The sequence below is a fragment of the Enterobacter sp. K510 genome (assembly GCF_055804875.1).
Genome location: NZ_JBNRLQ010000001.1, coordinates 178,235 through 202,409, shown reverse-complemented (window position 1 = coordinate 202,409; position 24,175 = coordinate 178,235). Strand labels below are relative to the sequence as shown.

Genomic DNA, 24,175 nt, shown 5'->3' with positions numbered 1-24,175 from the left:
CGGCGCGGGGGGATTAGCTGAACAGGGAGTAGAAGATAGCGGAGATAGCTACCAGGCCCATGCAGACAACGAAGATGTTGCTGATGTGACCGCTGTATTTGCGCATCGCCGGCACTTTCTGAATCGCATACATCGGCATCAGGAACAGGATCATCGCGATAATCGGACCGCCCAGGGTTTCGATCATACCGAGAATGCTCGGGTTCAGGGTTGCCACAATCCAGGTGGTCACCAGCATAAACAGCGCGGTGATTTTATTCAGACGGCTGATTTCGATGGTTTTGCCACGGCTGCGCAGGGATTTGATCACCATACCGTTGAAGCCTTCACGCGCACCCAGATAGTGGCCGAGGAAGGATTTAGTGATGGCGATGATGGCGATAATCGGTGCCATCCACGCAATAATCGGCGCGTTAAAGTGGTTAGCCAGATAAGACAGAATAGAGATGTTCTGATCTTTCGCAGCCTGCAAATCTGCCGGCGTCAGGCTCAGCACGCAGCTGAACACGAAGAACATCACCGTCAGCACCATCATGATGTGCGCGAACGCCAGGATGCGGGAGCATTTCTTCTCGGCTTCATCACCGTACTCTTCACGTTTCGCCACGGCGAAGGAGGAGATGATCGGTGAGTGGTTGAAAGAGAACACCATTACCGGAATAGCAAGCCACAGGGTCATCCACAGGCCTTTACCGGTGCTGGCGGCTGCGTCAAAGGAGAGCGTTTCCAGCGCGGCACCGCTCCACTGCGGGATCAGGTACAGGGCCAGCAGCATCAGCGCAACCACGAACGGGAACACCAGAATACTCATCGCTTTCACGATCATCTGCTCGCCGAAGCGCACGATGGTCATCATACCGACGATCAGAATCAGGGAAAGAATGAAACGCGGCGGCGGCGTCATACCCAGCTGGTGGGTCATAAAGCTGTCAACCGTGTTGGTGATCGCCACGCTGTAAACCAGCAGGATCGGGTAGATAGCGAAGAAATAGAGCAGGGTGATGAGTTTACCTGCGCCGATACCAAAGTGTTCTTCTACCACTTCAGTAATATCTTCCCCCGGATTTTTACCGGACAGCACAAAGCGGGTCAGACCACGGTGAGCAAAAAAGGTCATCGGGAAGGCGATGATGGCCATGATGATCAACGGGATCATACCGCCGACACCGGCGTTGATCGGCAGGAAGAGCACACCTGCGCCGATAGCGGTGCCGTAAAGGCCCAGCATCCACATGGTGTCAGTTTTACGCCATGCGCTGCGCGTTTCTACGGCAGCAACAGTGCTGGTTTGAGTTGTTTCCATCTGTATCTCCTGGAGGAAGCTAAATATCAGGTTTTTCAGTGCAATCTAATGAAAAGTGGCCTGACGGTAATATGAAATCTGTTCAGCGACGGTTTTTTTATAATTTCTTGCCGTAACTATCGGCGGGCGGAAAGATACATTTATGTAATGAATGTATCAGTGATCCCGATCGCAAATGCAATAATCCGCTTTCTCTGGGGTTAATGACAGGTCATCCCACTGCAAAGCGATCCCACGCCAAAATTAATGGTGGCGCAGGCTACCACCGACAATATATGCACGCAAAGCATCAAACGAAAAATACGACAAAATCGCTGCAAAAGATGATGTAAACAGCGTTTTCTGAGGAATACCTGAGGTAAGAATGGATTTTTAGCGGTGAAATAGCATACGCAACCGTTTGGCTTAGGGAGCAGAAATAAGACTGGCTTATAACGGGCAGGATGGCTTTGCCCGGCGGCGCAGGCTTGCCGGGCCTACGAAACGGACGCCGGATGGCAGAGAGTAGGCCGGGTAAGCGCAGCGCCACCCGGCAAGACAGTCCATCGGCCGGGTAAGCTTAATGCCACCCGGCATGAGAACCCGCTATCAGGTCATAATTTCATAGCAGGGAATATACGCCGAGCCCGGCAGCTTCATGCGGTGCTGCGCGACAAAGCCCTGCAGCAGATCGTCCATGCGGCGCATCATGTCGCTGTCGCCGTGGATTTTGTACGGCCCGTATTTTTCAATCGCGTGGATCCCCGCCTCTTTAACGTTCCCGGCGACAATACCCGAGAAGGCGCGGCGCAGATCGGCGGCCAGAATTTCCACCGGCTGATCTGGATACAGCTTCAGGTTCGCCATATTTTCATGGGACGGGATGAAAGGCACCTGGAGTTCCGGCGCAATGCGAATTGACCAGTTAAAGCTGTAGGCATCGCCGGTCTCACGACGATTCTCTTTCACCATCGGCATCGCTTTTTTCATCAGCCGCGCCACTTCATGGGCGTCATCAATAATCACGCGGTAATAACGACGCGCGCCTTCACCCAGCGTGTTAACAATAAATTCGTCGAGCACGCGGAAGTAGTCAGCGCTCTGTTTTGGCCCGGTGAGGATCAACGGCAGCACCTGGTCCTGGTTGGCAGGATTCATCAGAATGCCCAGCAGATAGAGCAGTTCTTCCGCCGTACCGACGCCACCAGGGAAGATGATAATGCCGTGGGCGATACGCACAAAGGCTTCCAGACGCTTTTCAATGTCCGGCATGATCACCAGCTCATTGACCAGCGGGTTTGGCGGTTCTGCGGCGATAATCGACGGCTCCGTCATGCCGATAAAACGGCCTTCTTTGTAACGCTGCTGCGCATGGCCGACCGCCGCGCCTTTCATCGGCGCTTCCATCGCCCCCGGCCCGCAGCCGGTGCAGATGTTCAGTTCACGCAGGCCCAGTTGGGTGCCCACGCGTCGGGCGTACAGGTATTCGGTTTCGTTGATCGAGTGACCGCCCCAGCACACCACCATATTCGGCGCTTCGCCGACGTGCAGCGCACGGGCGTTACGCAGGATGGAAAACACCAGGTTGGTAATGTGGGTCGAGCTTTCCAGATTTAAATGCTGGAAACGACCGGCGCTGTGGATCTGACCGTTAACGAACAGAATGTCGCGCAGTACGGCAAACAGGTTGGCCTGGAGTGCGCGGATGATGCGGCCATCCACAAAGGCGTCTTCCGGGGGATTGATCAGTTCAAGCTTGACGCCGCGCTCACGACGCAAAACGTTAATGTCGAAACTTTCAAAACGCGACAGCAGCTCTTTGCTGTTATCGGTCAGACTCCCTGAGTTAAGAACTGCCAGTGAACAGTTGCGAAACAGCTGGTACAGGTCGCTGCTGGCCGTGCGTTTAAGCATATCGACTTCCAGCTGCGACAACATATCCATTGAGCCTAGCGGGCTAATATGTGTAATCAAGTGAGCTCCTTACGGGGCGAAAATCGCCGCTCCCTGTGATTACAATAGCCCTGGCTTATGACGTTTAACAACCTCATGCGCCGATTGTGCGGCGCAAATGCAGAAATTTTTATGATTACTGGCGAACCAGTCGTCCGGTTGAGGGCGCAAAATCGCCGTTGGTGCGCCAGGGGTTGATGTCCAGCCCGCCGCGGCGGGTATAGCGCGCGTACACGCTCAGGGATTCTGGCTGACAGAAACGCTGCACGTCGTTGAAAATGCGCTCGACGCACTGCTCATGAAACTCATTGTGATGGCGGAAGGAAACCAGATAACGCAGCAGCTTTTCACGGTCGATTTGCGGCCCGCGATACTGGATCTGCACCGAACCCCAGTCCGGCTGATGGGTGATCAGGCAGTTGGATTTCAGCAGATGGCTGACCAGAGTTTCTTCGACAATCGGGCCGCTGGCGGCATTTTCCAGGTAATCGGCGCTAAAGTCGTAGTTATCAATCGCAATATCCTGATCGTCGATGCACACACCGTTGAACGCGGCGATCGGCTGACCTTCCAGTTCATTAAGGCGATAAAGCGCCACGCGCACGTCGCCCTGCGCACAGGCGCTGAGATCGCGCTGCAAGGTGGCCTGCACCTCATCCCAGCTGGCGAAACGCGTCTGATTGAAGCTGTTGAGATAGAGCTTAAAGCTTTTTGATTCCACCAGATTGACGCTGGCGTAGTTAAGTTCCACCTGTCCAACCGCGACCTGCGGCAGGCCATTGCTGTTCAGCCATGACAGCTCATAGAGCGTCCAGATATCGCCGCCGTGAAAGGGCAGGTTGTCGGCATGCAGGCCGAGCGGATCGCGGTTCAGGCTGCGCGGTACGCCCTGCAACAGGCTGGCGTCGTAGGTATCGCGGTACGCGGTGGATTTGCCGAGGGTCAGGCCAGCCAGCGCCTGGTGGTTATCATAAGAAGACATGTTTCATCGCCATTTTGCAGGTAAACTATCCGCCAAGTTTATCCTGGCTTTGGTTAAGAGAGAAATCGGTGCACACAGAAACGGCGCTCGCCCTGAAAGCATTTACCGCACGCTATTGCGATGCCTGGCATGAGACACGCCACAGCTGGCCGCAGAGTGAAGATCTGTACGGCGTGCCCTCGCCCTGCATTATCTCTACCACCCAGGACAGCGTGTTCTGGCAGCCGCAACCCTTTGAAGGGGAACCCAATGTAAACGCGGTTGAACGGGCATTAGATATTGTGGTACAACCCGCGCTGCACGCGTTTTATGCCACCCAGTTTGCCGGTGATATGCCCGCGCGCTTTGGCGCACAGACGCTGACGCTGCTGCAAACCTGGAGCGAGGACGATTTCCGCCGCGTGCAGGAAAATCTAATTGGCCATCTGGTGACGCAGAAGCGCCTTAAGATTTCGCCCACGCTGTTTATCGCCACGCTCGACAGCGAACTGGACGTTATTGCCGTCTGCAACCTGACCGGACAGGTAATTGTCGAAACCATCGGTACGGCGAAACGTACGGTGCTGGCCCCGTCCGTTACGGAATTTCTTAATCAGCTTGAGCCTGTTCTGTAATCCAGATTACTACTGAGTTTGTGAGAGATCTCTTACACAGGCTGTAGGAGATCGCCAGGATTTTCTTCTCATTCAGTCCGTCATGCTCTCCCGTTAATCCCTTATATTCAACAAGTTAACCTCATAAACTCCCGTCTGTGTCGAATGCTATTCTGATTATGTTCTTAAGCACCTTCTTGTAGGACAGGGCAAAAAAGCGGATCCTTATCCCCGTTGACAAGAGGTCACATTGCGAAGTGGATGCCGGGATGGTGTAGCTTCGCAGCAGGAACACCAGGACGGTGCTGCAAGGAAAGGCTTCCGGATGAAGCAAAGTGGATGACGCAGGACGCGTTAAAGGACACCTCCAGGACGGAGAATGAGAGCCGGTCAGGATGCCCGGCGGACCAGGATGTTCAGGGACGGGCGTTACGGATAACGCAGATCGTATCGGGGTGGTACGAGCAGGATGCAGTTGTTTACGGATGAACAGGTCAGGAGACCGCAGGAAAAGTTGTCAAGGATGAGCAGGGAGCAACAAAAGTAGCCGGAATGCTGCGAAACGAACCGGGAGCACTGTTTTTACAGTGCTCCCTTTTTTTGTTCAGGCCCGACTAGTGCTATCCTGCGCGCCAGTTTTATTTTCAGTCGAGGTTGATATGACTCCCCACCAGCACGTGCGCCAACAACTGTTCAGCCTGGAAACCCTGTTAAATGAGCAGGGCATCTGGCAAACCCATGCCCCGGCCGCCAGCGCTTTCGAAAGTACCGAACCTTTTTGTCTGGATACCATGGAGCCTTTCGAGTGGCTGCAATGGGTGCTGATCCCGCGTATGCATGCCCTGTTAGACAGCGGACAGCCGTTGCCGCAGACCTTTGCCATCGCGCCTTATTATGAAGTCGCGCTGGATGCCAGCCATCCGGCCCGGGATGTGGTGCTGGTGCAGCTACAGCAGCTTGACGCCATCTTTGCAGGCGATAGCGCCTGATGCTGGAGATCATCTATCAGGACGAATGGCTGGTGGCGGTGAACAAACCCTCCGGCTGGCTGGTGCACCGTAGCTGGCTCGATCGCGATGAAAAAGTGGTGGTGATGCAAACCGTGCGCGACCAGATTGGTCAGCACGTGTTTACCGCCCATCGCCTCGATCGTCCGACCTCCGGCGTGCTGCTGATGGGCCTGTCCAGCGAGGCGGGCCGCCTGTTATCGCAACAGTTTGAACAGCACCAGATGCAGAAGCGCTATCATGCGATAGTACGCGGCTGGCTGATGGATGAAGCCGAGCTGGATTATCCGCTAACCGAAGAGCTGGATAAAATTGCTGACAAGTTCGCCCGCGCAGATAAAGGTCCTCAGCCTGCGGTGACGCACTATCGCGGGCTGGCCACTGCCGAGATGCCTGTCGCTACCGGGAAATTTCCCACCACCCGTTACGGACTGGTGGAGCTGCTGCCGAAAACCGGCCGCAAGCACCAGCTACGCCGCCATCTTTCGCATCTGCGCCATCCGATTATCGGCGACAGCAAGCACGGCGATTTAAAGCAAAACCGCAGCGCCGCCGAACACTTCGGCTGTCAGCGCCTGATGCTGCACGCCAGCGAACTGTCGCTGACGCATCCCTTTACCGGCGAACCGCTGGTGCTGCGTGCCGGGCTGGACGAGGTCTGGATGCAGGCGCTGTCGCACTTTGGCTGGCGGGGGCTTCTCCCTTTAAATGAAAGGGTTGAGTTTGCTGCACTCAGCGGTCAGGATGAAGAGAGTCAAGTCTGAGCAAGGAGTGGAAAGCATGGCAGAAGTAGGCATATTTGTCGGCACAACCTATGGCAACGCGCTGCTGGTGGCGGAAGAAGCAGAAGCGATCCTGAGCGGTCACGGGCATAAGGCCACCGTTTACGAAGATGGGACGCTGGCCGACTGGCAGCGTTATCAGGATAAAATTATTCTGGTGATCACCTCCACCACCGGGCAGGGGGATTTTCCCGACAGCATCGCCCCGTTGTTCCATGCGGTGAAAGATCAGATTGGCGTGCAGCCCGCACTGCGCTATGGCGTGATCGCCCTCGGCGACAGCACCTACACGCACTTTTGCGGCGCGGGTAAAACCTTTGATGCCCTGCTTCAGGAACAGAACGCACAGCGGTTGGGCGAGGTATTACTGATCGACGCCAGCGAAGATCCGGAACCGGAATCCGTCTCTAACCCGTGGGTTGAACACTGGGCCACCTTACTGAACTAAATAAAAGCCACCCTGAAGGTGGCTTTTTACATTCTTACTCCCCTTTCTGTTCATTTCCGTGAAGTACTCCCCATAGCCCTGGGCTTTTGCATCAAACCTTCACCCCATGCCTGCGTAATGTTGTGGGGTTGCACAGTGAGTGTTCGTAGCCCGCTTTTTATACTTTTTGAGCCAGATACAAATGCAGCGTTCAGGGGAAAGCGACCTGACAGATGAACTGCAAAAAAACAACAGCATGATCCCGGGCACCCTACCGCTACACCGACGGGAAACATGCTACGAACATCTACGCTTCGGGAGTACAACCATGAGTTCATTAAGCCACGCGGCGAGCAGTGCGGAAAAACGCACCAACGCCCGCTACTGGATAGTGGTGATGCTGTTTATCGTCACATCCTTCAACTACGGTGACCGCGCCACGCTGTCTATCGCCGGTTCGGAAATGGCCAAAGACATTGGCCTTGATCCCATCGGTATGGGTTATGTTTTCTCGGCATTTTCATGGGCCTATGTGATTGGCCAAATCCCCGGCGGCTGGCTGCTTGACCGTTTCGGCTCCAAGCGCGTCTATTTCTGGTCCATTTTTATCTGGTCCGCCTTCACCCTCCTGCAGGGTTTCGTCGATATTTTCAGCGGGTTCGGCATCATAGTCGCGCTCTTTACCCTGCGCTTCCTGGTCGGACTAGCTGAAGCGCCATCTTTCCCCGGCAACAGCCGTATCGTCGCGGCCTGGTTCCCGGCGCAGGAGAGGGGCACCGCCGTCGCCATTTTTAACTCCGCACAATACTTCGCGACGGTGATCTTCGCGCCGATCATGGGCTGGTTAACCCATGAAGTGGGCTGGTCGCACGTGTTCTTCTTTATGGGCGGGCTGGGGATTATCATCAGCTTTATCTGGCTGAAAGTGATCCACGAACCTAACGAACATCCGGGCGTAAACAAAAAAGAGCTGGAATACATCGCCGCAGGCGGCGGGCTGATCAATATGGATCAGAAAGGCCCTAAAACGCATGTTCCGCTCAGTCAAAAGTGGGGGCAGATCAAACAGCTGATCGGCTCCCGCATGATGCTCGGCATCTATCTCGGCCAGTACTGCATTAACGCCCTGACTTACTTCTTTATCACCTGGTTCCCGGTCTATCTGGTGCAGGCGCGCGGCATGTCGATCCTGAAAGCAGGCTTTGTCGCCTCGGTACCGGCCATCTGCGGCTTTGTAGGCGGCGTGCTGGGCGGCGTAATTTCCGACTGGCTGATGCGTCGTACCGGCTCGCTGAATATCGCCCGTAAAACGCCTATCGTGCTCGGCATGATGCTGTCGATGGTGATGGTGTTCTGTAACTACGTTGAAACAGAGTGGATGATCATCGGCTTTATGGCGATGGCGTTCTTCGGCAAAGGCATTGGCGCGCTGGGCTGGGCGGTGATGGCGGATACCGCGCCGAAAGAGATCAGCGGCCTCTCCGGCGGACTGTTCAATATGTTCGGCAATGTCTCCGGCATCGTCACGCCGATCGCTATCGGCTATATCGTCGGCACCACCGGCTCCTTTAACGGCGCGCTGATTTACGTTGGTATCCATGCGCTGGTGGCGGTACTGAGTTATCTGGTGCTGGTGGGTGACATTAAACGTGTCGAACTAAAACCTGTGGCGGGACGTGAATGATGAATACACAGGCAACTCCCTTAATTGCCAGCATGCGGGTGATCCCAGTAGCCGGGCACGACAGCATGCTGATGAATATCGGTGGCGCGCATAACGCTTACTTCACCCGCAATATCGTGGTGCTGACCGATAACGCCGGTAACACCGGCGTCGGTGAAGCACCGGGCGGCGAAACCATTTACCAGACGCTGGTGGATGCCATTCCGCTGGTAGTGGGGCAGGAAGTGGCCCGTCTGAATAAAGTCGTACAGCGGGTCCACAAAGGCAACCAGGCCGCGGATTTTGACACCTTCGGCAAAGGCGCATGGACGTTTGAGCTGCGCGTTAACGCGGTGGCCGCGCTGGAAGCGGCGCTGCTGGATCTGCTGGGCAAAGCGCTGAACGTGCCGGTGTGCGAACTGCTCGGTCCCGGCAAACAGCGCGATGCGGTGACCGTGCTTGGCTATCTGTTTTACGTCGGTGACCGCACGCAAACGCCGCTGCCGTACCTTGACGCGACGCCGGGCAATCACGACTGGTATCGCCTGCGTCATCAGCACGCCATGACCAGCGAGGCGGTGGTGACGCTGGCGCAGGCGGCGCAGGATCGCTACGGCTTTAAAGACTTCAAACTCAAGGGCGGCGTACTGCCCGGCGAGCAGGAGATCGAAACCGCACGCGCGCTCAAGAAAGGTTTTCCGGATGCGCGTATTACCGTGGATCCCAACGGCGCATGGCTGCTCGATGAGGCCATTCGCCTGTGTAAGGGACTCAACGATGTGCTGACCTATGCGGAAGATCCATGCGGGGCGGAGCAGGGCTTTTCCGGACGCGAAGTGATGGCGGAGTTCCGCCGCGCAACCGGGCTGCCGGTCGCCACCAATATGATCGCCACCAACTGGCGGGAAATGGGCCACGCCGTCATGCTCAATGCGGTCGACATTCCGCTGGCGGACCCGCATTTCTGGACGCTGTCCGGGGCGGTGCGCGTGGCGCAGCTGTGCGATGACTGGGGCCTGACCTGGGGCTGTCATTCGAATAACCATTTCGATATTTCGCTGGCGATGTTTACCCATGTCGGCGCGGCAGCACCTGGTACGCCAACGGCCATCGACACCCACTGGATCTGGCAGGAAGGCGATGCCCGCCTGACGAAACAGCCGCTGGAAATTAAGCAGGGCAAAATCGCCGTCCCTGACACGCCGGGGCTGGGCGTGGAAATCGACTGGGGCCAGATTGAGAAGGCCCACGAGCTCTACAAAACCCTGCCGGGCGGCGCGCGTAATGACGCCGGCCCCATGCAGTATCTCATCCCGGGCTGGACGTTTGACCGCAAACGCCCCGTCTTTGGACGCCATTGATTAGAGTAAAAGGATGACAGAATGAGCACCACTACCCCCGTTGTTACTTCCATGCAGGTGATCCCGGTTGCCGGTTACGACAGCATGTTAATGAACCTGAGCGGTGCCCATGCGCCGTTCTTTACCCGCAACATCGTGATCATCAAAGATAACGCCGGACAGACCGGCGTGGGCGAAATTCCCGGCGGCGAAAAAATCCGCACCACGCTGGAAGACGCCGCCGCGCTGGTGGTGGGTAAAACCATCGGCGAATACAAAAATATCCTCACCGCCGTGCGTCAGGCATTCGCCGATCGCGACGCCGCTGGCCGCGGCCTGCAAACCTTCGATTTGCGTACCACCATTCACGTGGTGACCGGTATTGAAGCCGCGATGCTCGATCTGCTCGGCAAACACCTCGGCGTTAACGTTGCCACCCTGCTGGGCGACGGGCAGCAGCGCAGCGAAGTGGAAATGCTCGGCTATCTGTTCTTTGTCGGCGATCGTAAACGCACGCCGCTGCCGTACCAGAGCCAGCCGGACGACAAATGCGACTGGTATCGCGTGCGCCACGAAGAAGCCATGACCTCGGATGCGGTGGTGCGCCTGGCGGAAGCGGCCTATGAAAAATACGGCTTTAACGATTTCAAACTCAAGGGCGGCGTGCTGGCGGGCTTTGAAGAAGCGGAGGCAGTTACCGCGCTGGCTAAACGCTTCCCGCAGGCGCGCGTGACGCTCGATCCGAACGGCGCCTGGTCGCTGGATGAAGCCATCGCTATCGGTAAATCCCTGCGCGGCGTACTGGCCTATGCCGAAGATCCGTGCGGCGCAGAGCAGGGGTTCTCCGGGCGTGAAGTGATGGCGGAATTCCGCCGCGCCACCGGCCTGCCGACCGCCACCAATATGATCGCCACCGACTGGCGGCAGATGGGGCACACGCTGTCGCTGCAATCGGTGGACATTCCGCTGGCGGATCCGCACTTCTGGACCATGCAGGGCTCGGTGCGGGTGGCGCAGATGTGTCATGAATTCGGCCTGACCTGGGGTTCACACTCCAACAACCATTTCGACATCTCGCTGGCGATGTTCACTCACGTGGCGGCCGCAGCGCCAGGCAACATCACCGCCATTGATACACACTGGATCTGGCAGGAAGGCAATCAGCGCCTCACTAAACAGCCATTCGAAATTAAAGGCGGCATGGTGCAGGTGCCGACTACGCCGGGCCTCGGCGTTGAGCTGGATATGGATCAGGTGATGAAGGCGAATGAACTGTATCAGAAGCATGGCCTGGGCGCGCGCGACGACGCCATGTGCATGCAGTACCTGATCCCCAACTGGACGTTTGATAATAAACGCCCGTGCATGGTGCGTTAAAGAAATCCCGCCGGTTCTTGCGGGAACCGGCGCTTTCCCGTGTCGGGAAAGATAATACTGGCAGTCAACATACCTAAGGACAGCATATGAAAATAGTGATCGCACCGGACTCATACAAGGAAAGCCTGAGTGCCCTCGATGTCGCTACCGCCATTGAACGCGGTTTTAAAGAGATTTTCCCGGACGCGGAGTACGTCAAACTGCCGGTGGCAGATGGCGGCGAAGGCACGGTCGAAGCGATGGTGGCTGCCACCCACGGCAGAAAAGTGCAGGTTAAGGTGACCGGCCCGCTCGGCGAACCGGTGGCGGGTTTTTACGGTCTTTCCGGCGATGAGCAGAGCGCCTTTATTGAAATGGCCGCCGCCAGTGGTCTGGAACTGGTGCCGCCAGCAAAACGCGACCCATTAATTACAACATCCTGGGGGACGGGCGAGCTGATCCGTCACGCCCTCGATGCGGGCGTGAAACACATTATTATCGGGCTTGGCGGCAGCGCCACCAATGACGGCGGCGCCGGAATGGTGCAGGCGCTGGGCGCGAAGCTGTTAAATGCGCAGGGCAAGGCGCTGGGGCAGGGCGGCGGCGAACTGGAAACGCTGGCGCGCATTGACGTCAGCGAACTGGATGCGCGCCTGAAAACCTGTCGCATAGAAGTGGCCTGTGACGTGACAAACCCGCTTACGGGTGACCAGGGCGCATCGGCGGTTTTTGGCCCGCAAAAAGGCGCGACGGGCGAAACCGTTGCCCGTCTCGACCACGCGCTGCACCATTATGCGAAGATCATTCAGCGCGATCTGGATGTGGATGTGCTGACGCTGGCAGGCGGGGGCGCGGCGGGCGGCATGGGGGCCGGGCTGTATGCATTTTGCGGCGCGGAGCTGCGTCGCGGCATTGAGATCGTCACCGACGCGCTGCATCTGGCGGAGCACGTTGCCGGTGCCGATCTGGTGATCACCGGCGAAGGGCGCATCGACAGCCAGACCGTGCACGGCAAAGTGCCGGTCGGCGTGGCGAAGGTTGCGAAGCGTTACAACAAACCGGTAATTGGTATTGCCGGCAGCCTGACGGCAGACGTGGGGATCGTCCATGAGCACGGTCTGGACGCGGTATTCAGCGTCATCTACACCATCTGTTCACTGGACGACGCGCTGAAAAATGCCGGGGAAAACGTACGCATGACCGCGCGCAACGTCGCGGCGGTGTTAAAAGCCGGGCGGGGATTACCGCCGTCAGCCTGACAACGTCTCCCTCTCCCTGCGGGAGAGGGCCGGGGTGATAGGGAGTATTATCCCAGGATCTTACTCGCTTCCCGCCCCACGTTATCCATCTCATCCAGCAGTTCGAGGAATTCCGGCTCCAGATCCGCGGCGGGCGTTCCGCTGCGTAACTGGTGCTCAATCAGATGGCAGAGATTTTTCAGCCGTGGCACGCCGCTGTAGCCACAACTGCCATGCAGCTTATGAATGGCCTCCGTCAGTCCTTCCGGCGCTTCTCCCACCAGCTGTTCTTCCACCTTGTTGCGGATCTCCGGCAGGAAATCGAGCAGCATCTGTAACATTTCCCGCGCCAGATCATTCTTTCCGGCGGCCTGACGCAGCGCCATCTGCCAGTCGAGGGTGGCGTTCGGGTTGACCGTGGCTGCCACCGGCTCAGGAAGCGGCTGCGGCTCAGGCGGCGTAAGCCACTGGCTCACGCCGGGGCCGGGCAGATAGCGCAGCAGCAGGCTGCGTAACTTATCTTCTTCGATCGGTTTCGCCAGATAGCCGTTCATGCCCGCGCTGAACAGCTTCTCTTTCTGATCGGCGAGGGCATGAGCCGTGACCGCCACCACCGGCGTCTGCTGCTGGTGCGGCAACTGGCGGATTAACTCGCAGGCGCGAATGCCGTCCATTTCCGGCATCTGAATATCCATCAGGATCAAATCGAACTGCATCTGCCGCGCCCGGTCAACGGCCTGTTGCCCGCTTTCGCACAGCTCCACCTGCTGCACCTGATCGTCAAGCAGCGCGCCGATCAGCTTCAGGTTGGCGGGATTATCATCCACCGCCATGACGCTCATCGCCAGCTTATCCGCGTTCTCCAGCAGCGGCGGCGCACGGCGGTTCAGGCGACAATATTCATTGAGCGCGGGCAGCAGTCGCGCCGCCGTTAGGGGCTTGAGCAGACAGGCCGCCGCGCCATTTTGTTTCAGCTCTTCGGCGTTAATTTGCGCATGGCAGGGCAGCGCCAGCAGCAGGTAATCGGTCATCTGCGACGCCTTCGCCAGCCGGGTATGCTGCATGGTCAGCGGCTCCTGCAGGGGCACCGGCACCGCCAGCAGCAGAATATCGTAATGATCTTCCGGCAGCCCTGACAGCGTCGGGCTGTAGATCACCTCCAGCGGCGTACTGCTCAGTAAATCCAGCGTGCTCTGCGCCGCCGCCGTGTTCGGCTCAATGTAGGCCAGCCGTTTACCCGTAAGGCACAGCGTTGAAGGCCCTTCGCCGATGACGTTTGGATTGAGATCGAGATTGATGTGGAACCAGAAGGTGGACCCGCGCTGCGGCTGGCTGTGGAAAGAGATATCGCCGCCCATTTCATTAACCAGTTTTTGCGTAATCACCAGCCCCAGTCCGGTACCGCCATGTCGCCGCGAAATACTCGCATCCGCCTGACGGAAGGCCTGGAACAGCCGCGACTGATCCCGCTCGGGAATACCGATACCGGTATCGCGGATCTGCACCTCGATCTGCACTTTGTTATTACTGATGGAGCGTTTTTCCACCAGGATGTCTATGTTGCCGTTTTCGGTGAACTTAATGGCGTTACCCACCAGATTAGTGATCACCTGTTGCAGGCGCAGAGGATCGCCAATGACGTTGTCCGGCACGTCGTTCTTGATGTTCAGCGTCAGCTCAAGGCCCTTATCATGCGCGGCATGGGCCAGCAGCGTCACCACTTCGTCCAGCGCATTGCGCAGCGGGAAGGGAATGCTTTCAAGGATCAGCTTACCGGCTTCAAGCTTCGAAAAATCCAGCACGTCATTAATGATGGTCAGCAGATTATTGGCAGAGCGCTCAATGGTATGCAGATGATCTTTCTGGGTGGGCGTCAGTTCGGATTTCAGCGTCAGGCGGGTAAAGCCAATCACGCCGTTAAGAGGCGTGCGCAGCTCATGGGACATGTTCGCCAGAAACTCGGACTTGATGCGCGCCGCTTCCTGCGCCCGTTTTTTCGCCAGATCCAGCTCAACGTTCTGGATCTCCATCTGCTCCAGCGTTTCCCGCAGATCGGAGGTGGCCTGATCGATATTGTGCTGCATCTCCTCGTGATAGGCCGCCAGCGACATCGCCATCGAATTAATGCCGTTTTTCAGCATATCCAGCTCGCCGAGCATGAAACCTTCCACGCGGCTGTCCAGCTGGCCGCGACGGATGCGATCAACGGTATTGACCATATTGCGGATCGGGCCGGTGACGTCGCGCATCAGCCGCCAGCCAAAGATCAGGGCGATGCCGATACAGAACAGCATCATCACCGAGGAGACAAAAATCTCTTTGTACTGCTGCAGGCGCACGGAACGCAGATCCAGCTCCAGCGCCACATAGCCCAACATATTATTCGCCTGCTTGGCATCCGCCGTGGAAGATTCGTCAGGTGAATACCTTTCTGAGATAATCGGCGTACGCAGGATCATAAAATCGCCGTTGCGCACCACGCTTAAGCGGCGCGGGAAAGGCGTGCCTTTCGACAGTTTTAGCTCGTCCGGGTCGAGATGGAAATTTGAGGTAACAAACAGATTGTTACGCTCATCGTAAATGGAGATCGCCCGCACGATGTCCGAATGGCGACGGTGCAACACGCTGATGAGCTGCCCGATAGACTCACGGTTTTGCAGATTCATGCCGTATTCGCTGGAGACGGCGAGCGGCTCAATAATGCTGGCGCCGGCGTCTTCAAGCTGACGCTGTAAGTCATTGTAGCGGTGGACAACAAAGAAGATGCTGAGCAACAAACCGATCAGTACGGTGGGGGCCAGAATCAAAATCATCATGCGCGCGCGCAGGCTGTAGTTGGTCATGGAGTTCCGTTATGGGACAATTAGGGCAATTATGTTTGATTGAGAAAATTCCCGGCAATGGCGCAATTCTACTCTGCAAAACGACGCGTGGCGACGCGTCAGATCATAACTGTTGAAGTGAGCGACCTCGATCCTTTTGGTCAGGGCGTGGCTCGTCACAACGGTAAAGCGCTGTTTATCCCCGGACTACTGCCCGGCGAACGGGCGGAAATCATGGTGACGGAAGACAAACGTCAATATGCCCGCGGGCAGGTTAAGCGTCGTCTTAACGACAGCCCGGAACGGGAAACGCCGCTGTGCCCGCATTTTGGCGTCTGCGGCGGCTGTCAGCAGCAACATGCCAGCGTGGCGCTGCAACAGCGCAGTAAGCGCAGCGCGCTGGCCCGCATGATGAAACGCGAGGTGGACGAAGTGATCGCCGACCAGCCCTGGGGCTATCGTCGTCGCGCGCGCCTGAGCCTGAACGTGGCGGCAAAAAGCCAGCGTCTGGAAATGGGTTTTCGCAAAGCGGGTTCAAACGACATCATCGACGTGAAGCGTTGCCCGATTCTGGTGCCCCGTCTTGAGGCGCTGCTGCCATCATTGCGCAGCTGTCTGCAGGCGCTGGACAATCCGCACCATCTTGGACACGTCGAACTGGTGCTGGCCGATAACGGCCCGCTGCTGGTATTGCGTCATACCGCGCCATTAAGCGCCAAAGATCGTGAAAAACTGGAACGCTTTTCGCATTCCGGGGACGTGGCGCTGTTTCTTGCGCCGCAAAGCGACATACTGCAACCCGTAACCGGCGAGGCGCCCTGGTACACCTCGGACGGGCTACGCTTAACCTTCAGCCCGCGTGATTTCATTCAGGTGAATGATGGAGTGAATCAGCAGATGGTGGCAAAAGCGCTGGCGTGGCTGGACATTTCCCCTGGCGATCGGGTGCTGGATCTGTTCTGCGGGATGGGCAATTTTACCCTGCCGCTGGCGAAACGCGCCGCAAGCGTGGTGGGCGTGGAGGGTGTCGCGGCGCTGGTGGAAAAAGGGCGGCAAAACGCCGAACAGAATGCGTTGCACAATGTGACATTTTTTCATGAAAACCTGGAAGAAGATGTCACCGCGCAGCCCTGGGCGCGCCACGGCATAGACAAAGTGCTGCTCGATCCGGCGCGCGCCGGTGCGCCGGGCGTCATGCAGCACATAATAAAACTTGCCCCGTCAAAAGTAGTCTATGTTTCCTGTAACCCGGCCACGCTTGCCCGCGACAGTGAAGCATTATTAAATGCGGGGTACCAGATTCAGCGGCTGGCGATGCTGGACATGTTCCCGCACACTGGGCATCTGGAATCTATGGTGTTATTTGCACGCAGTGTGAGCACAGGTAATTAACTTCGGCTTGTCGAATTCGACAGGCTTCGTCCCTGAAAGGAGAGGACAATGGTTGCGGTAAGAAGTGCACATCTTAATCGGGCAGGAGAATTCGATTCTGAAAAATGGATCGCCAGTCTGGGAATTTCCAGTCAGCCCTCGTGTGACCGCTTAGCCGAAACCTGGGCGTACTGCCTGCAAAAAACCCAGGGCCATCCTGACGCCGATCTGCTGTTGTGGCGCGGCGTCGAGATGGTGGAAATCCTCTCCATGTTAAGCATGGATATCGAAACGCTGCGTGCGGCGCTGCTGTTTCCGCTGGCGGACGCCAACGTCGTCAGCGAAGACGTCCTGCGCGAGAGCGTCGGTAAAGCCATTGTCGATTTGATCCACGGCGTGCGTGATATGGCCGCTATCCGTCAGCTGAAAGCCACGCACAACGACTCCGTTTCTTCTGAACAGGTGGATAACGTTCGCCGGATGCTGCTGGCGATGGTCGATGATTTCCGCTGCGTGGTGATCAAACTGGCCGAGCGCGTGGCGCATCTGCGGGAAGTGAAAGATCTGCCGGAAGATGAACGCGTACTGGCGGCCAAAGAGTGCACCAATATCTATGCGCCGCTGGCGAACCGTTTAGGTATCGGTCAGCTGAAATGGGAGCTGGAAGATTACTGCTTCCGCTATCTGCATCCCGATGAATACAAGCGCATCGCTAAACTGCTGCATGAGCGCCGTATCGATCGTGAACATTACATTGATGAATTCGTGGGTCATCTGCGCTCGGAAATGAAAACCGAGGGCGTGAAGGCCGAGGTGTATGGCCGTCCGAAGCACATCTACAGCATCTGGCGCAAAATGCAGAAAAAGCAGCTCGCCTTTGACGAGCTGTTTGACGTGCGCGCGGTGCGTATTGTGGCCGAGCGCCTGCAGGACTGCTATGCGGCGCTGGGTATCGTACATACTCATTATCGCCATCTGCCCGACGAGTTTGACGACTACGTCGCCAACCCGAAACCGAACGGTTACCAGTCCATTCACACCGTGGTGCTGGGGCCGGGCGGCAAAACCGTTGAGATCCAGATCCGTACCCGTCAGATGCATGAAGATGCCGAACTGGGCGTGGCGGCGCACTGGAAGTACAAAGAAGGGGCAGCCGCGACAGGCGCGCGTGCGTCAGGTCATGAAGATCGCATAGCCTGGCTGCGTAAGCTTATCGCCTGGCAGGAAGAGATGGCCGACTCCGGCGAAATGCTCGACGAGCTGCGCAGTCAGGTGTTCGACGATCGCGTTTACGTCTTTACGCCGAAAGGCGATGTGGTCGACTTACCGGCAGGCTCCACGCCGCTCGACTTCGCCTACCACATTCACAGCGACGTCGGCCATCGCTGCATCGGGGCGAAAATCAGCGGACGCATTGTGCCCTTTACCTATCAGCTTCAGATGGGCGATCAGATCGAAATCATCACCCAGAAGCAGCCGAACCCCAGCCGCGACTGGCTGAATCCTAACCTTGGCTATGTCACCACCAGCCGCGGACGGGCCAAGATCCATAACTGGTTCCGCAAACAGGATCGCGATAAAAATATTCTCGCCGGGCGGCAGATCCTTGATGACGAGCTTGAACATCTGGGGATCAGCCTTAAAGAGGCGGAAAAACAGCTGTTGCCGCGCTACAACTTCAACGAAGTGGAAGAGCTGCTGGCGGCCATTGGCGGCGGCGATATTCGCCTTAACCAGATGGTTAACTTCCTGCAGTCGCAGTTTAATAAACCGAGCGCCGAAGAACAGGACGCCGCTGCGCTTAAGCAGTTACAGCAGAAAACCTGGGCGCCGCCGCACCGTAACACCAACAAAGATAAAGGCCGCGTGGTGGTGGAGGGCGTTGGTAATCTGATGCACCACATCGCCCGCTGCTGCCAGCCGATCCCCGGCGATGAGATCACCGGTTTTATCACTCAGGGACGCGGCATCTCTATTCACCGCGCCGACTGCGATCAGCTGACCGAACTGCAATCCCACGCGCCTGAACGAATTGTCGACGCGGTATGGGGCGAGAGCTACTCGGCGGGCTATTCGCTGGTGGTGCGCGTGACCGCTAACGATCGCAGCGGTCTGTTGCGCGACATCACCACCATTCTCGCCAATGAGAAGGTCAACGTGCTGGGCGTGGCAAGCCGTAGCGACACCAAACAGCAGCTGGCCACCATTGATATGAATATCGAAATCTATAATCTGCAGGTGCTTGGCCGCGTCCTCGGCAAACTGAATCAGGTGCCGGATGTGATAGACGCGCGTCGCCTGCACGGCGGTTAATTCTACTTTTTCGGCCCGACGGCGGGTTGCTGTCGGGCCTGTGTTTTCAGGACATTTCAATGACGCAAATCGATCGCCTGCTGGGCATCATGCAACGCCTGCGCGACCCGGAAAACGGCTGTCCGTGGGATAAAGAACAGACCTTTGCCACCATCGCCCCTTACACCCTCGAAGAAACCTATGAAGTGCTGGACGCCATTTCCCGGGAAGATTTTGATGATCTGCGCGGCGAACTGGGCGATCTGCTGTTCCAGGTGGTGTTTTACGCGCAAATGGCGCAGGAAGAGGGGCGTTTTGATTTCAATGATATTTGCGCGGCAATCAGCGACAAGCTTGAACGCCGTCACCCGCATATCTTTGGCGATGCCACGGCAGAAAACAGTACTGAGGTATTAGCGCGCTGGGAGCAAATTAAGCACGAAGAGCGCGCCGAAAAAGCACAGCATTCGGTGCTGGATGACATCCCGCACAGCTTCCCGGCGCTGATGCGCGCGCATAAAATTCAGAAGCGCTGCGCCTCGGTCGGCTTTGACTGGGCCACCCTCGGCCCGGTGGTGGAAAAAGTTTACGAAGAGATCGATGAAGTGATGGACGAGGCGAAACAGGCGGTCGTCGATCAGGCGCGGGTGGAAGAAGAAATGGGCGATTTGCTGTTCGCCACCGTGAATTTATCCCGTCATCTGGGCGTCAAAGCGGAAGTGGCGCTGCAAAAAGCGAACCTCAAATTTGAGCGTCGTTTCCGGGAAGTGGAGTGTATTGTTGCTGCCCGTGGGCTGAGCATGACCGGTGTGGATCTGGAAACTATGGAAGAAGTCTGGCAGCAGGTAAAGCGGCAGGAATCTGATCTCTAACGACTTTTGCGGATCAAGCGCGATTTGTGTGATTTTTTAAATAACAAGCGCTTGATTTGCGTCAAAAACATTTAGCCAAAAGGGGCTATTTTCTCACTCCTTATTATTGTCAGAACCTGTGGAAGAGGAGGAAGAATGAAAGTTTGTGGCAACTGCCCGGTTCCGGTATACTGCTTTCCCGTCCTGGTTATTCCATCGTCTTTTAAACCTAACTTCTCAGGTTCAGCATGACAACGAACTATATTTTTGTGACCGGCGGGGTCGTATCCTCTCTGGGAAAAGGCATTGCCGCAGCCTCCCTCGCAGCCATTCTTGAAGCCCGTGGCCTCAGCGTAAGCATTATGAAACTGGATCCGTACATCAACGTCGATCCGGGCACCATGAGCCCAATTCAGCACGGGGAAGTGTTCGTTACTGAAGACGGCGCTGAAACCGATTTAGACCTGGGCCACTACGAGCGCTTCATTCGCACCAAAATGAGCCGCCGTAACAACTTCACTACCGGTCGTATCTACTCCGACGTTCTGCGTAAAGAGCGCCGTGGCGACTATCTGGGCGCGACCGTTCAGGTTATTCCGCACATCACCAACGCCATCAAAGAGCGCATCATCGAAGGTGGCGAAGGCTACGACGTGGTGCTGGTTGAAATCGGCGGTACGGTAGGCGACATCGAATCTCTGCCGTTCCTTGAAGCGATTCGCCAGATGGCCGTGGAAGTGGGCCGTGAACACACCATGTACATGCACCTGACGCTGGTGCCATACATGGCGGCGGCAGGTGAGGTGAAGACCAAACCGACACAGCATTCTGTGAAAGAGCTGCTTTCTATCGGTATCCAGCCGGATATTCTGATTTGTCGCTCAGATCGCGCGGTTCCTGCCAACGAACGTGCGAAAATTGCTTTGTTCTGTAACGTTCCAGAAAAAGCCGTTATTTCTCTGAAAGACGTCGATTCTATTTATAAAATTCCGGGCCTGTTGAAATCTCAGGGACTGGACGATTATATTTGTAAACGATTCAGCCTGAACTGTCCGGAAGCTAACCTGTCTGAATGGGAACAGGTTATTTACGAAGAAGCGAATCCGGCGGGTGAAGTCACCATCGGCATGGTCGGCAAATACATTGAGCTGCCGGATGCCTATAAATCGGTGATCGAAGCGCTGAAACACGGTGGTCTGAAGAACCGCGTAACCGTCAACATCAAGCTGATCGATTCGCAGGATGTGGAAACGCGCGGCGTTGAGATCTTAAAAGGTCTGGACGCGATCCTGATCCCGGGTGGTTTCGGCTACCGCGGCGTTGAAGGTAAGATCGCCACTGCACGCTTCGCGCGTGAAAATAATATTCCTTATCTGGGCATTTGCCTGGGTATGCAGGTTGCGCTGATTGAGTTTGCGCGCAACGTAGCGGGAATGGACAACGCCAACTCAACGGAATTTGTGCCAGACTGTAAGTACCCTGTCGTGGCGCTCATTACCGAATGGCGTGATGAAGATGGCAATGTCGAAGTCCGCACTGAAAAGAGCGACCTGGGTGGTACGATGCGTCTCGGCGCACAGCAGTGCCAGTTGGATGACGACAGCCTCGTTCGTCAGTTGTACGGTGCGTCTACCATTGTTGAACGTCACCGTCACCGCTATGAAGTCAACAATATGCTGTTGAAACAAATTGAAGCTGCGGGTCTGCGTGTCGCGGGCCGTTCCGGCGATGATCAGTTAGTTGAGATCATCGAGGTGCCAAACCATCCGTGGTTTGTCGCCTGTCAGTTCCACCCGGAATTTACTTCAACGCCGCGTGATGGACATCCGCTGTTTGCAGGCTTTGTTAAGGCCGCAAGCGATTTCCAGAAGCGTCAGGCGAAGTAAGAGTTAGAACGACAATGCACCCTGCCGGGTGCATTGTTTGTCTGGAGTTTTAGTTTAACTTGTACTGAGGAAATCCTAATGTCCAAAATCGTTAAAGTCATCGGTCGTGAAATCATCGACTCCCGTGGTAACCCGACTGTTGAAGCCGAAGTACACCTTGAAGGTGGTTTCGTCGGTATGGCTGCTGCCCCGTCAGGTGCTTCTACTGGTTCCCGTGAAGCTCTGGAACTGCGCGATGGCGACAAATCCCGTTTCCTGGGTAAAGGCGTAACCAAAGCGGTTGCTGCGGTTAACGGCCCGATTGCTCAGGCAGTGCTTGGCAAAGACGCCAAAGACCAGGCTGGTATCGATAAGATCATGATCGATCTGGACGGTACTGAAAACAAATCTAACTTCGGCGCGAACGCTATCCTGGCTGTGTCTCTGGCTAACGCCAAAGCCGCTGCGGCTTCTAAAGGTCAGGCGCTGTACGAGCACATCGCTGAACTGAACGGCACTCCGGGCAAATACTCCATGCCGGTTCCGATGATGAACATCATCAACGGTGGCGAGCACGCAGATAACAACGTTGATATTCAGGAATTCATGATCCAGCCTGTTGGCGCTAAGACGCTGAAAGAAGCTGTGCGTATGGGTTCTGAAGTGTTCCACAACCTGGCTAAAGTTCTGAAAGCTAAAGGTATGAACACTGCAGTTGGCGACGAAGGCGGCTACGCGCCGAACCTGGGCTCCAACGCTGAAGCACTGGCTGTAATCGCTGAAGCGGTTAAAGCAGCAGGCTACGAACTGGGCACCGATATCACTCTGGCGATGGACTGCGCAGCGTCCGAGTTCTACAAAGACGGTAAATACGTTCTGGCCGGCGAAGGCAACAAAGCCTTCACCTCTGAAGAATTCACCCACTTCCTGGAAGATCTGACCAAACAGTACCCGATCGTTTCCATCGAAGATGGTCTGGACGAATCTGACTGGGATGGTTTCGCATACCAGACCAAAGTGCTGGGCGACAAAATCCAGCTGGTTGGTGACGATCTGTTCGTAACCAACACCAAGATCCTGAAAGAAGGTATCGAAAAAGGCATCGTTAACTCCATCCTGATCAAATTCAACCAGATCGGTTCTCTGACCGAAACTCTGGCTGCGATCAAAATGGCGAAAGACGCTGGCTACACTGCGGTGATCTCTCACCGTTCTGGCGAAACTGAAGATGCGACCATTGCCGACCTGGCAGTAGGTACCGCTGCAGGCCAGATCAAAACCGGTTCCATGAGCCGTTCTGACCGCGTTGCTAAATACAACCAGCTGATCCGTATCGAAGAAGCGCTGGGCGAAAAAGCACCGTACAACGGTCGTAAAGAGATCAAAGGCCAGGCATAATCCCCTGACTGACGTTCTTTAAAAAAACCCGCTTCGGCGGGTTTTTTTTGGTCTCTACAGCAGCAGCGGTAAGGTCGCGCTGGCAGTTTGCTGGCTGGTATCGCTGTAATGCGCGTCATAAGACATTAAGGCAGTGATCAGCAGTTCCACCAGCAGCATGGCGCCGACCTTGGCATTCAACGCCCCGGCGCTGAGCGGCCCTTCCGGTTTTGCCGCAACCAGCAGCATATCGCTGATCGACGCCAGCGGACTGCGCGGCGTATTGCTTAACGCCAGCACCGTCGCACCACGTTTACGGGCCAGTTTCACCACATGCAGCAGATCGCGCGTGGAGCCGGAACTGGAGATCGCGATCACCAGCTCATCACTTCCCAGTGTGGTGGCATTCATCGCCGCGCGATGCATATCGCTGAACAGCTGCGCCGTTTTGCCGAGGCGTAAAAGTTTGTAGTGCAGATAATCGCCGATGATGGCGCTGGCCGCCACGCCGTAAATCTGCACTGTGCGCGCCTGATGCAGTGCCATTGCCGCCCTGGCGAGCACCTCACGGTCAAGCAGCTTCGACGTATCCCGCAGCGCCATGACCGACTCTTCCACCAGCGTATCAATCTCATCGCCCTGCTCAGGCGGCGTCCCGGCGCGCTGCACATCCAGCGCCAGCGCCATTTTGAATTCCGTATAGCCTTTACAGCCCAGCATACGGCACAGGCGTGTAACGCTGGCTTCGCTGGTGGCGCTCTCCCGTGCCAGCTCGGTGATGGTCTGATAAAGCACCCGCGAAGGTTCTGCCAGTATGTATTCCGTCAGCTTCTGCTGCGTGGGGCTGTAACCCGACATTCCCTGGCGAAGGCGCAGCAGCACATTTTCATTTTCAGACATTCCGGGATCCTTTACGTCGTTAATGCCCGATAGTGTGGCGGAAAGAGGGGACTGGTTGCCAGTCATTTTAAAAT

18 protein-coding genes are annotated in these 24,175 nt (G+C 56.4%); 13 read left to right on the top strand and 5 right to left on the bottom strand.

Translation table 11 applies throughout. From position 1 onward, the window contains the following. Positions 1–13: 13 nt before the first annotated feature. The 3 genes from ACQUTD_RS00910 to queF form a co-directional block, all read right to left on the bottom strand. Positions 14–1,303: an HAAAP family serine/threonine permease gene (locus ACQUTD_RS00910; protein ID WP_072569942.1), complete on the bottom strand. Its 1,290-nt coding sequence runs from the start codon at positions 1,301–1,303 to the stop codon at positions 14–16. A gap of 588 nt (positions 1,304–1,891) precedes the next feature. Continuing rightward, the gene (gene ppnN / locus ACQUTD_RS00905) at positions 1,892–3,256 is read right to left on the bottom strand and encodes a nucleotide 5'-monophosphate nucleosidase PpnN (RefSeq protein ID WP_072569943.1); all 1,365 of its coding nucleotides are present in this window, start codon (positions 3,254–3,256) and stop codon (positions 1,892–1,894) included. A 115-nt stretch (positions 3,257–3,371) separates the two neighbouring features. Then, entirely contained in the window at positions 3,372–4,217 is an 846-nt protein-coding gene (queF, locus tag ACQUTD_RS00900) for an NADPH-dependent 7-cyano-7-deazaguanine reductase QueF (protein WP_473276733.1), read from the bottom strand. 68 nt (positions 4,218–4,285) lie between these two features. On the opposite strand from queF, the gene syd reads away from it, so the two are divergent. The 8 genes from syd to ACQUTD_RS00860 all read left to right on the top strand — a co-directional run bounded on the left by syd (position 4,286) and on the right by ACQUTD_RS00860 (position 12,644). Continuing rightward, the gene (gene syd / locus ACQUTD_RS00895; RefSeq protein ID WP_321987970.1) at positions 4,286–4,831 is read left to right on the top strand and encodes a SecY-interacting protein; all 546 of its coding nucleotides are present in this window, start codon (positions 4,286–4,288) and stop codon (positions 4,829–4,831) included. Positions 4,832–5,469: 638 nt separating this feature from the next. Beyond that, positions 5,470–5,799 (top strand): YqcC family protein, encoded by a 330-nt coding sequence (locus ACQUTD_RS00890; protein ID WP_473276731.1) that lies wholly within the window; start codon positions 5,470–5,472, stop codon positions 5,797–5,799. Further along, the gene (truC, locus tag ACQUTD_RS00885; protein WP_318376948.1) at positions 5,799–6,581 is read left to right on the top strand and encodes a tRNA pseudouridine(65) synthase TruC; all 783 of its coding nucleotides are present in this window, start codon (positions 5,799–5,801) and stop codon (positions 6,579–6,581) included. The genes ACQUTD_RS00890 and truC overlap by 1 nt, the downstream gene beginning before the upstream one ends. 16 nt (positions 6,582–6,597) lie before the next feature. Then, positions 6,598–7,047 (top strand): flavodoxin, encoded by a 450-nt coding sequence (locus tag ACQUTD_RS00880; protein WP_318364304.1) that lies wholly within the window; start codon positions 6,598–6,600, stop codon positions 7,045–7,047. A gap of 307 nt (positions 7,048–7,354) precedes the next feature. Further along, positions 7,355–8,710: an MFS transporter gene (locus ACQUTD_RS00875; RefSeq protein ID WP_072569950.1), complete on the top strand. Its 1,356-nt coding sequence runs from the start codon at positions 7,355–7,357 to the stop codon at positions 8,708–8,710. Next, positions 8,710–10,050 (top strand): enolase C-terminal domain-like protein, encoded by a 1,341-nt coding sequence (locus ACQUTD_RS00870; protein WP_473276764.1) that lies wholly within the window; start codon positions 8,710–8,712, stop codon positions 10,048–10,050. Before ACQUTD_RS00875 ends, ACQUTD_RS00870 begins: the two co-directional genes overlap by 1 nt. Positions 10,051–10,071: 21 nt before the next feature. Continuing rightward, positions 10,072–11,406 (top strand): glucarate dehydratase, encoded by a 1,335-nt coding sequence (gene gudD / locus ACQUTD_RS00865; RefSeq protein ID WP_473276730.1) that lies wholly within the window; start codon positions 10,072–10,074, stop codon positions 11,404–11,406. Between the two features lie 86 nt (positions 11,407–11,492). Further along, positions 11,493–12,644 (top strand): glycerate kinase, encoded by a 1,152-nt coding sequence (locus tag ACQUTD_RS00860; RefSeq protein WP_473276728.1) that lies wholly within the window; start codon positions 11,493–11,495, stop codon positions 12,642–12,644. A gap of 47 nt (positions 12,645–12,691) precedes the next feature. Here ACQUTD_RS00860 and barA read toward each other — a convergent pair whose 3' ends face one another. Further along, positions 12,692–15,466: a two-component sensor histidine kinase BarA gene (gene barA, locus ACQUTD_RS00855; RefSeq protein ID WP_473276727.1), complete on the bottom strand. Its 2,775-nt coding sequence runs from the start codon at positions 15,464–15,466 to the stop codon at positions 12,692–12,694. A gap of 57 nt (positions 15,467–15,523) precedes the next feature. On the opposite strand from barA, the gene rlmD reads away from it, so the two are divergent. The 5 genes from rlmD (at position 15,524) to eno (ending at position 23,222) form a co-directional block, all read left to right on the top strand. Then, entirely contained in the window at positions 15,524–16,837 is a 1,314-nt protein-coding gene (rlmD, locus tag ACQUTD_RS00850; protein WP_473276726.1) for a 23S rRNA (uracil(1939)-C(5))-methyltransferase RlmD, read from the top strand. A gap of 48 nt (positions 16,838–16,885) precedes the next feature. Beyond that, positions 16,886–19,129, top strand: a complete 2,244-nt coding sequence (relA, locus tag ACQUTD_RS00845) for a GTP diphosphokinase (RefSeq protein WP_473276725.1) — start codon at positions 16,886–16,888, stop codon at positions 19,127–19,129. 59 nt (positions 19,130–19,188) lie between these two features. Further along, positions 19,189–19,980: a nucleoside triphosphate pyrophosphohydrolase gene (gene mazG, locus ACQUTD_RS00840; protein ID WP_473276723.1), complete on the top strand. Its 792-nt coding sequence runs from the start codon at positions 19,189–19,191 to the stop codon at positions 19,978–19,980. A 227-nt stretch (positions 19,981–20,207) separates the two neighbouring features. Next, positions 20,208–21,845 carry a glutamine hydrolyzing CTP synthase gene (gene pyrG, locus ACQUTD_RS00835; RefSeq protein ID WP_072569957.1) on the top strand — a complete coding sequence of 546 codons (1,638 nt, stop codon included), beginning with the start codon at positions 20,208–20,210 and terminating at the stop codon, positions 21,843–21,845. 78 nt (positions 21,846–21,923) lie between these two features. Beyond that, positions 21,924–23,222, top strand: a complete 1,299-nt coding sequence (eno, locus tag ACQUTD_RS00830) for a phosphopyruvate hydratase (protein ID WP_318364297.1) — start codon at positions 21,924–21,926, stop codon at positions 23,220–23,222. 54 nt (positions 23,223–23,276) lie between these two features. Here the strand turns inward: eno and ACQUTD_RS00825 are convergent, their stop codons facing one another. Then, a complete protein-coding gene (locus ACQUTD_RS00825) occupies positions 23,277–24,101 on the bottom strand; it encodes an SIS domain-containing protein (RefSeq protein WP_473276722.1) in 825 nt (274 codons plus the stop codon). Between the last annotated feature and the right edge of the window lie 74 nt (positions 24,102–24,175).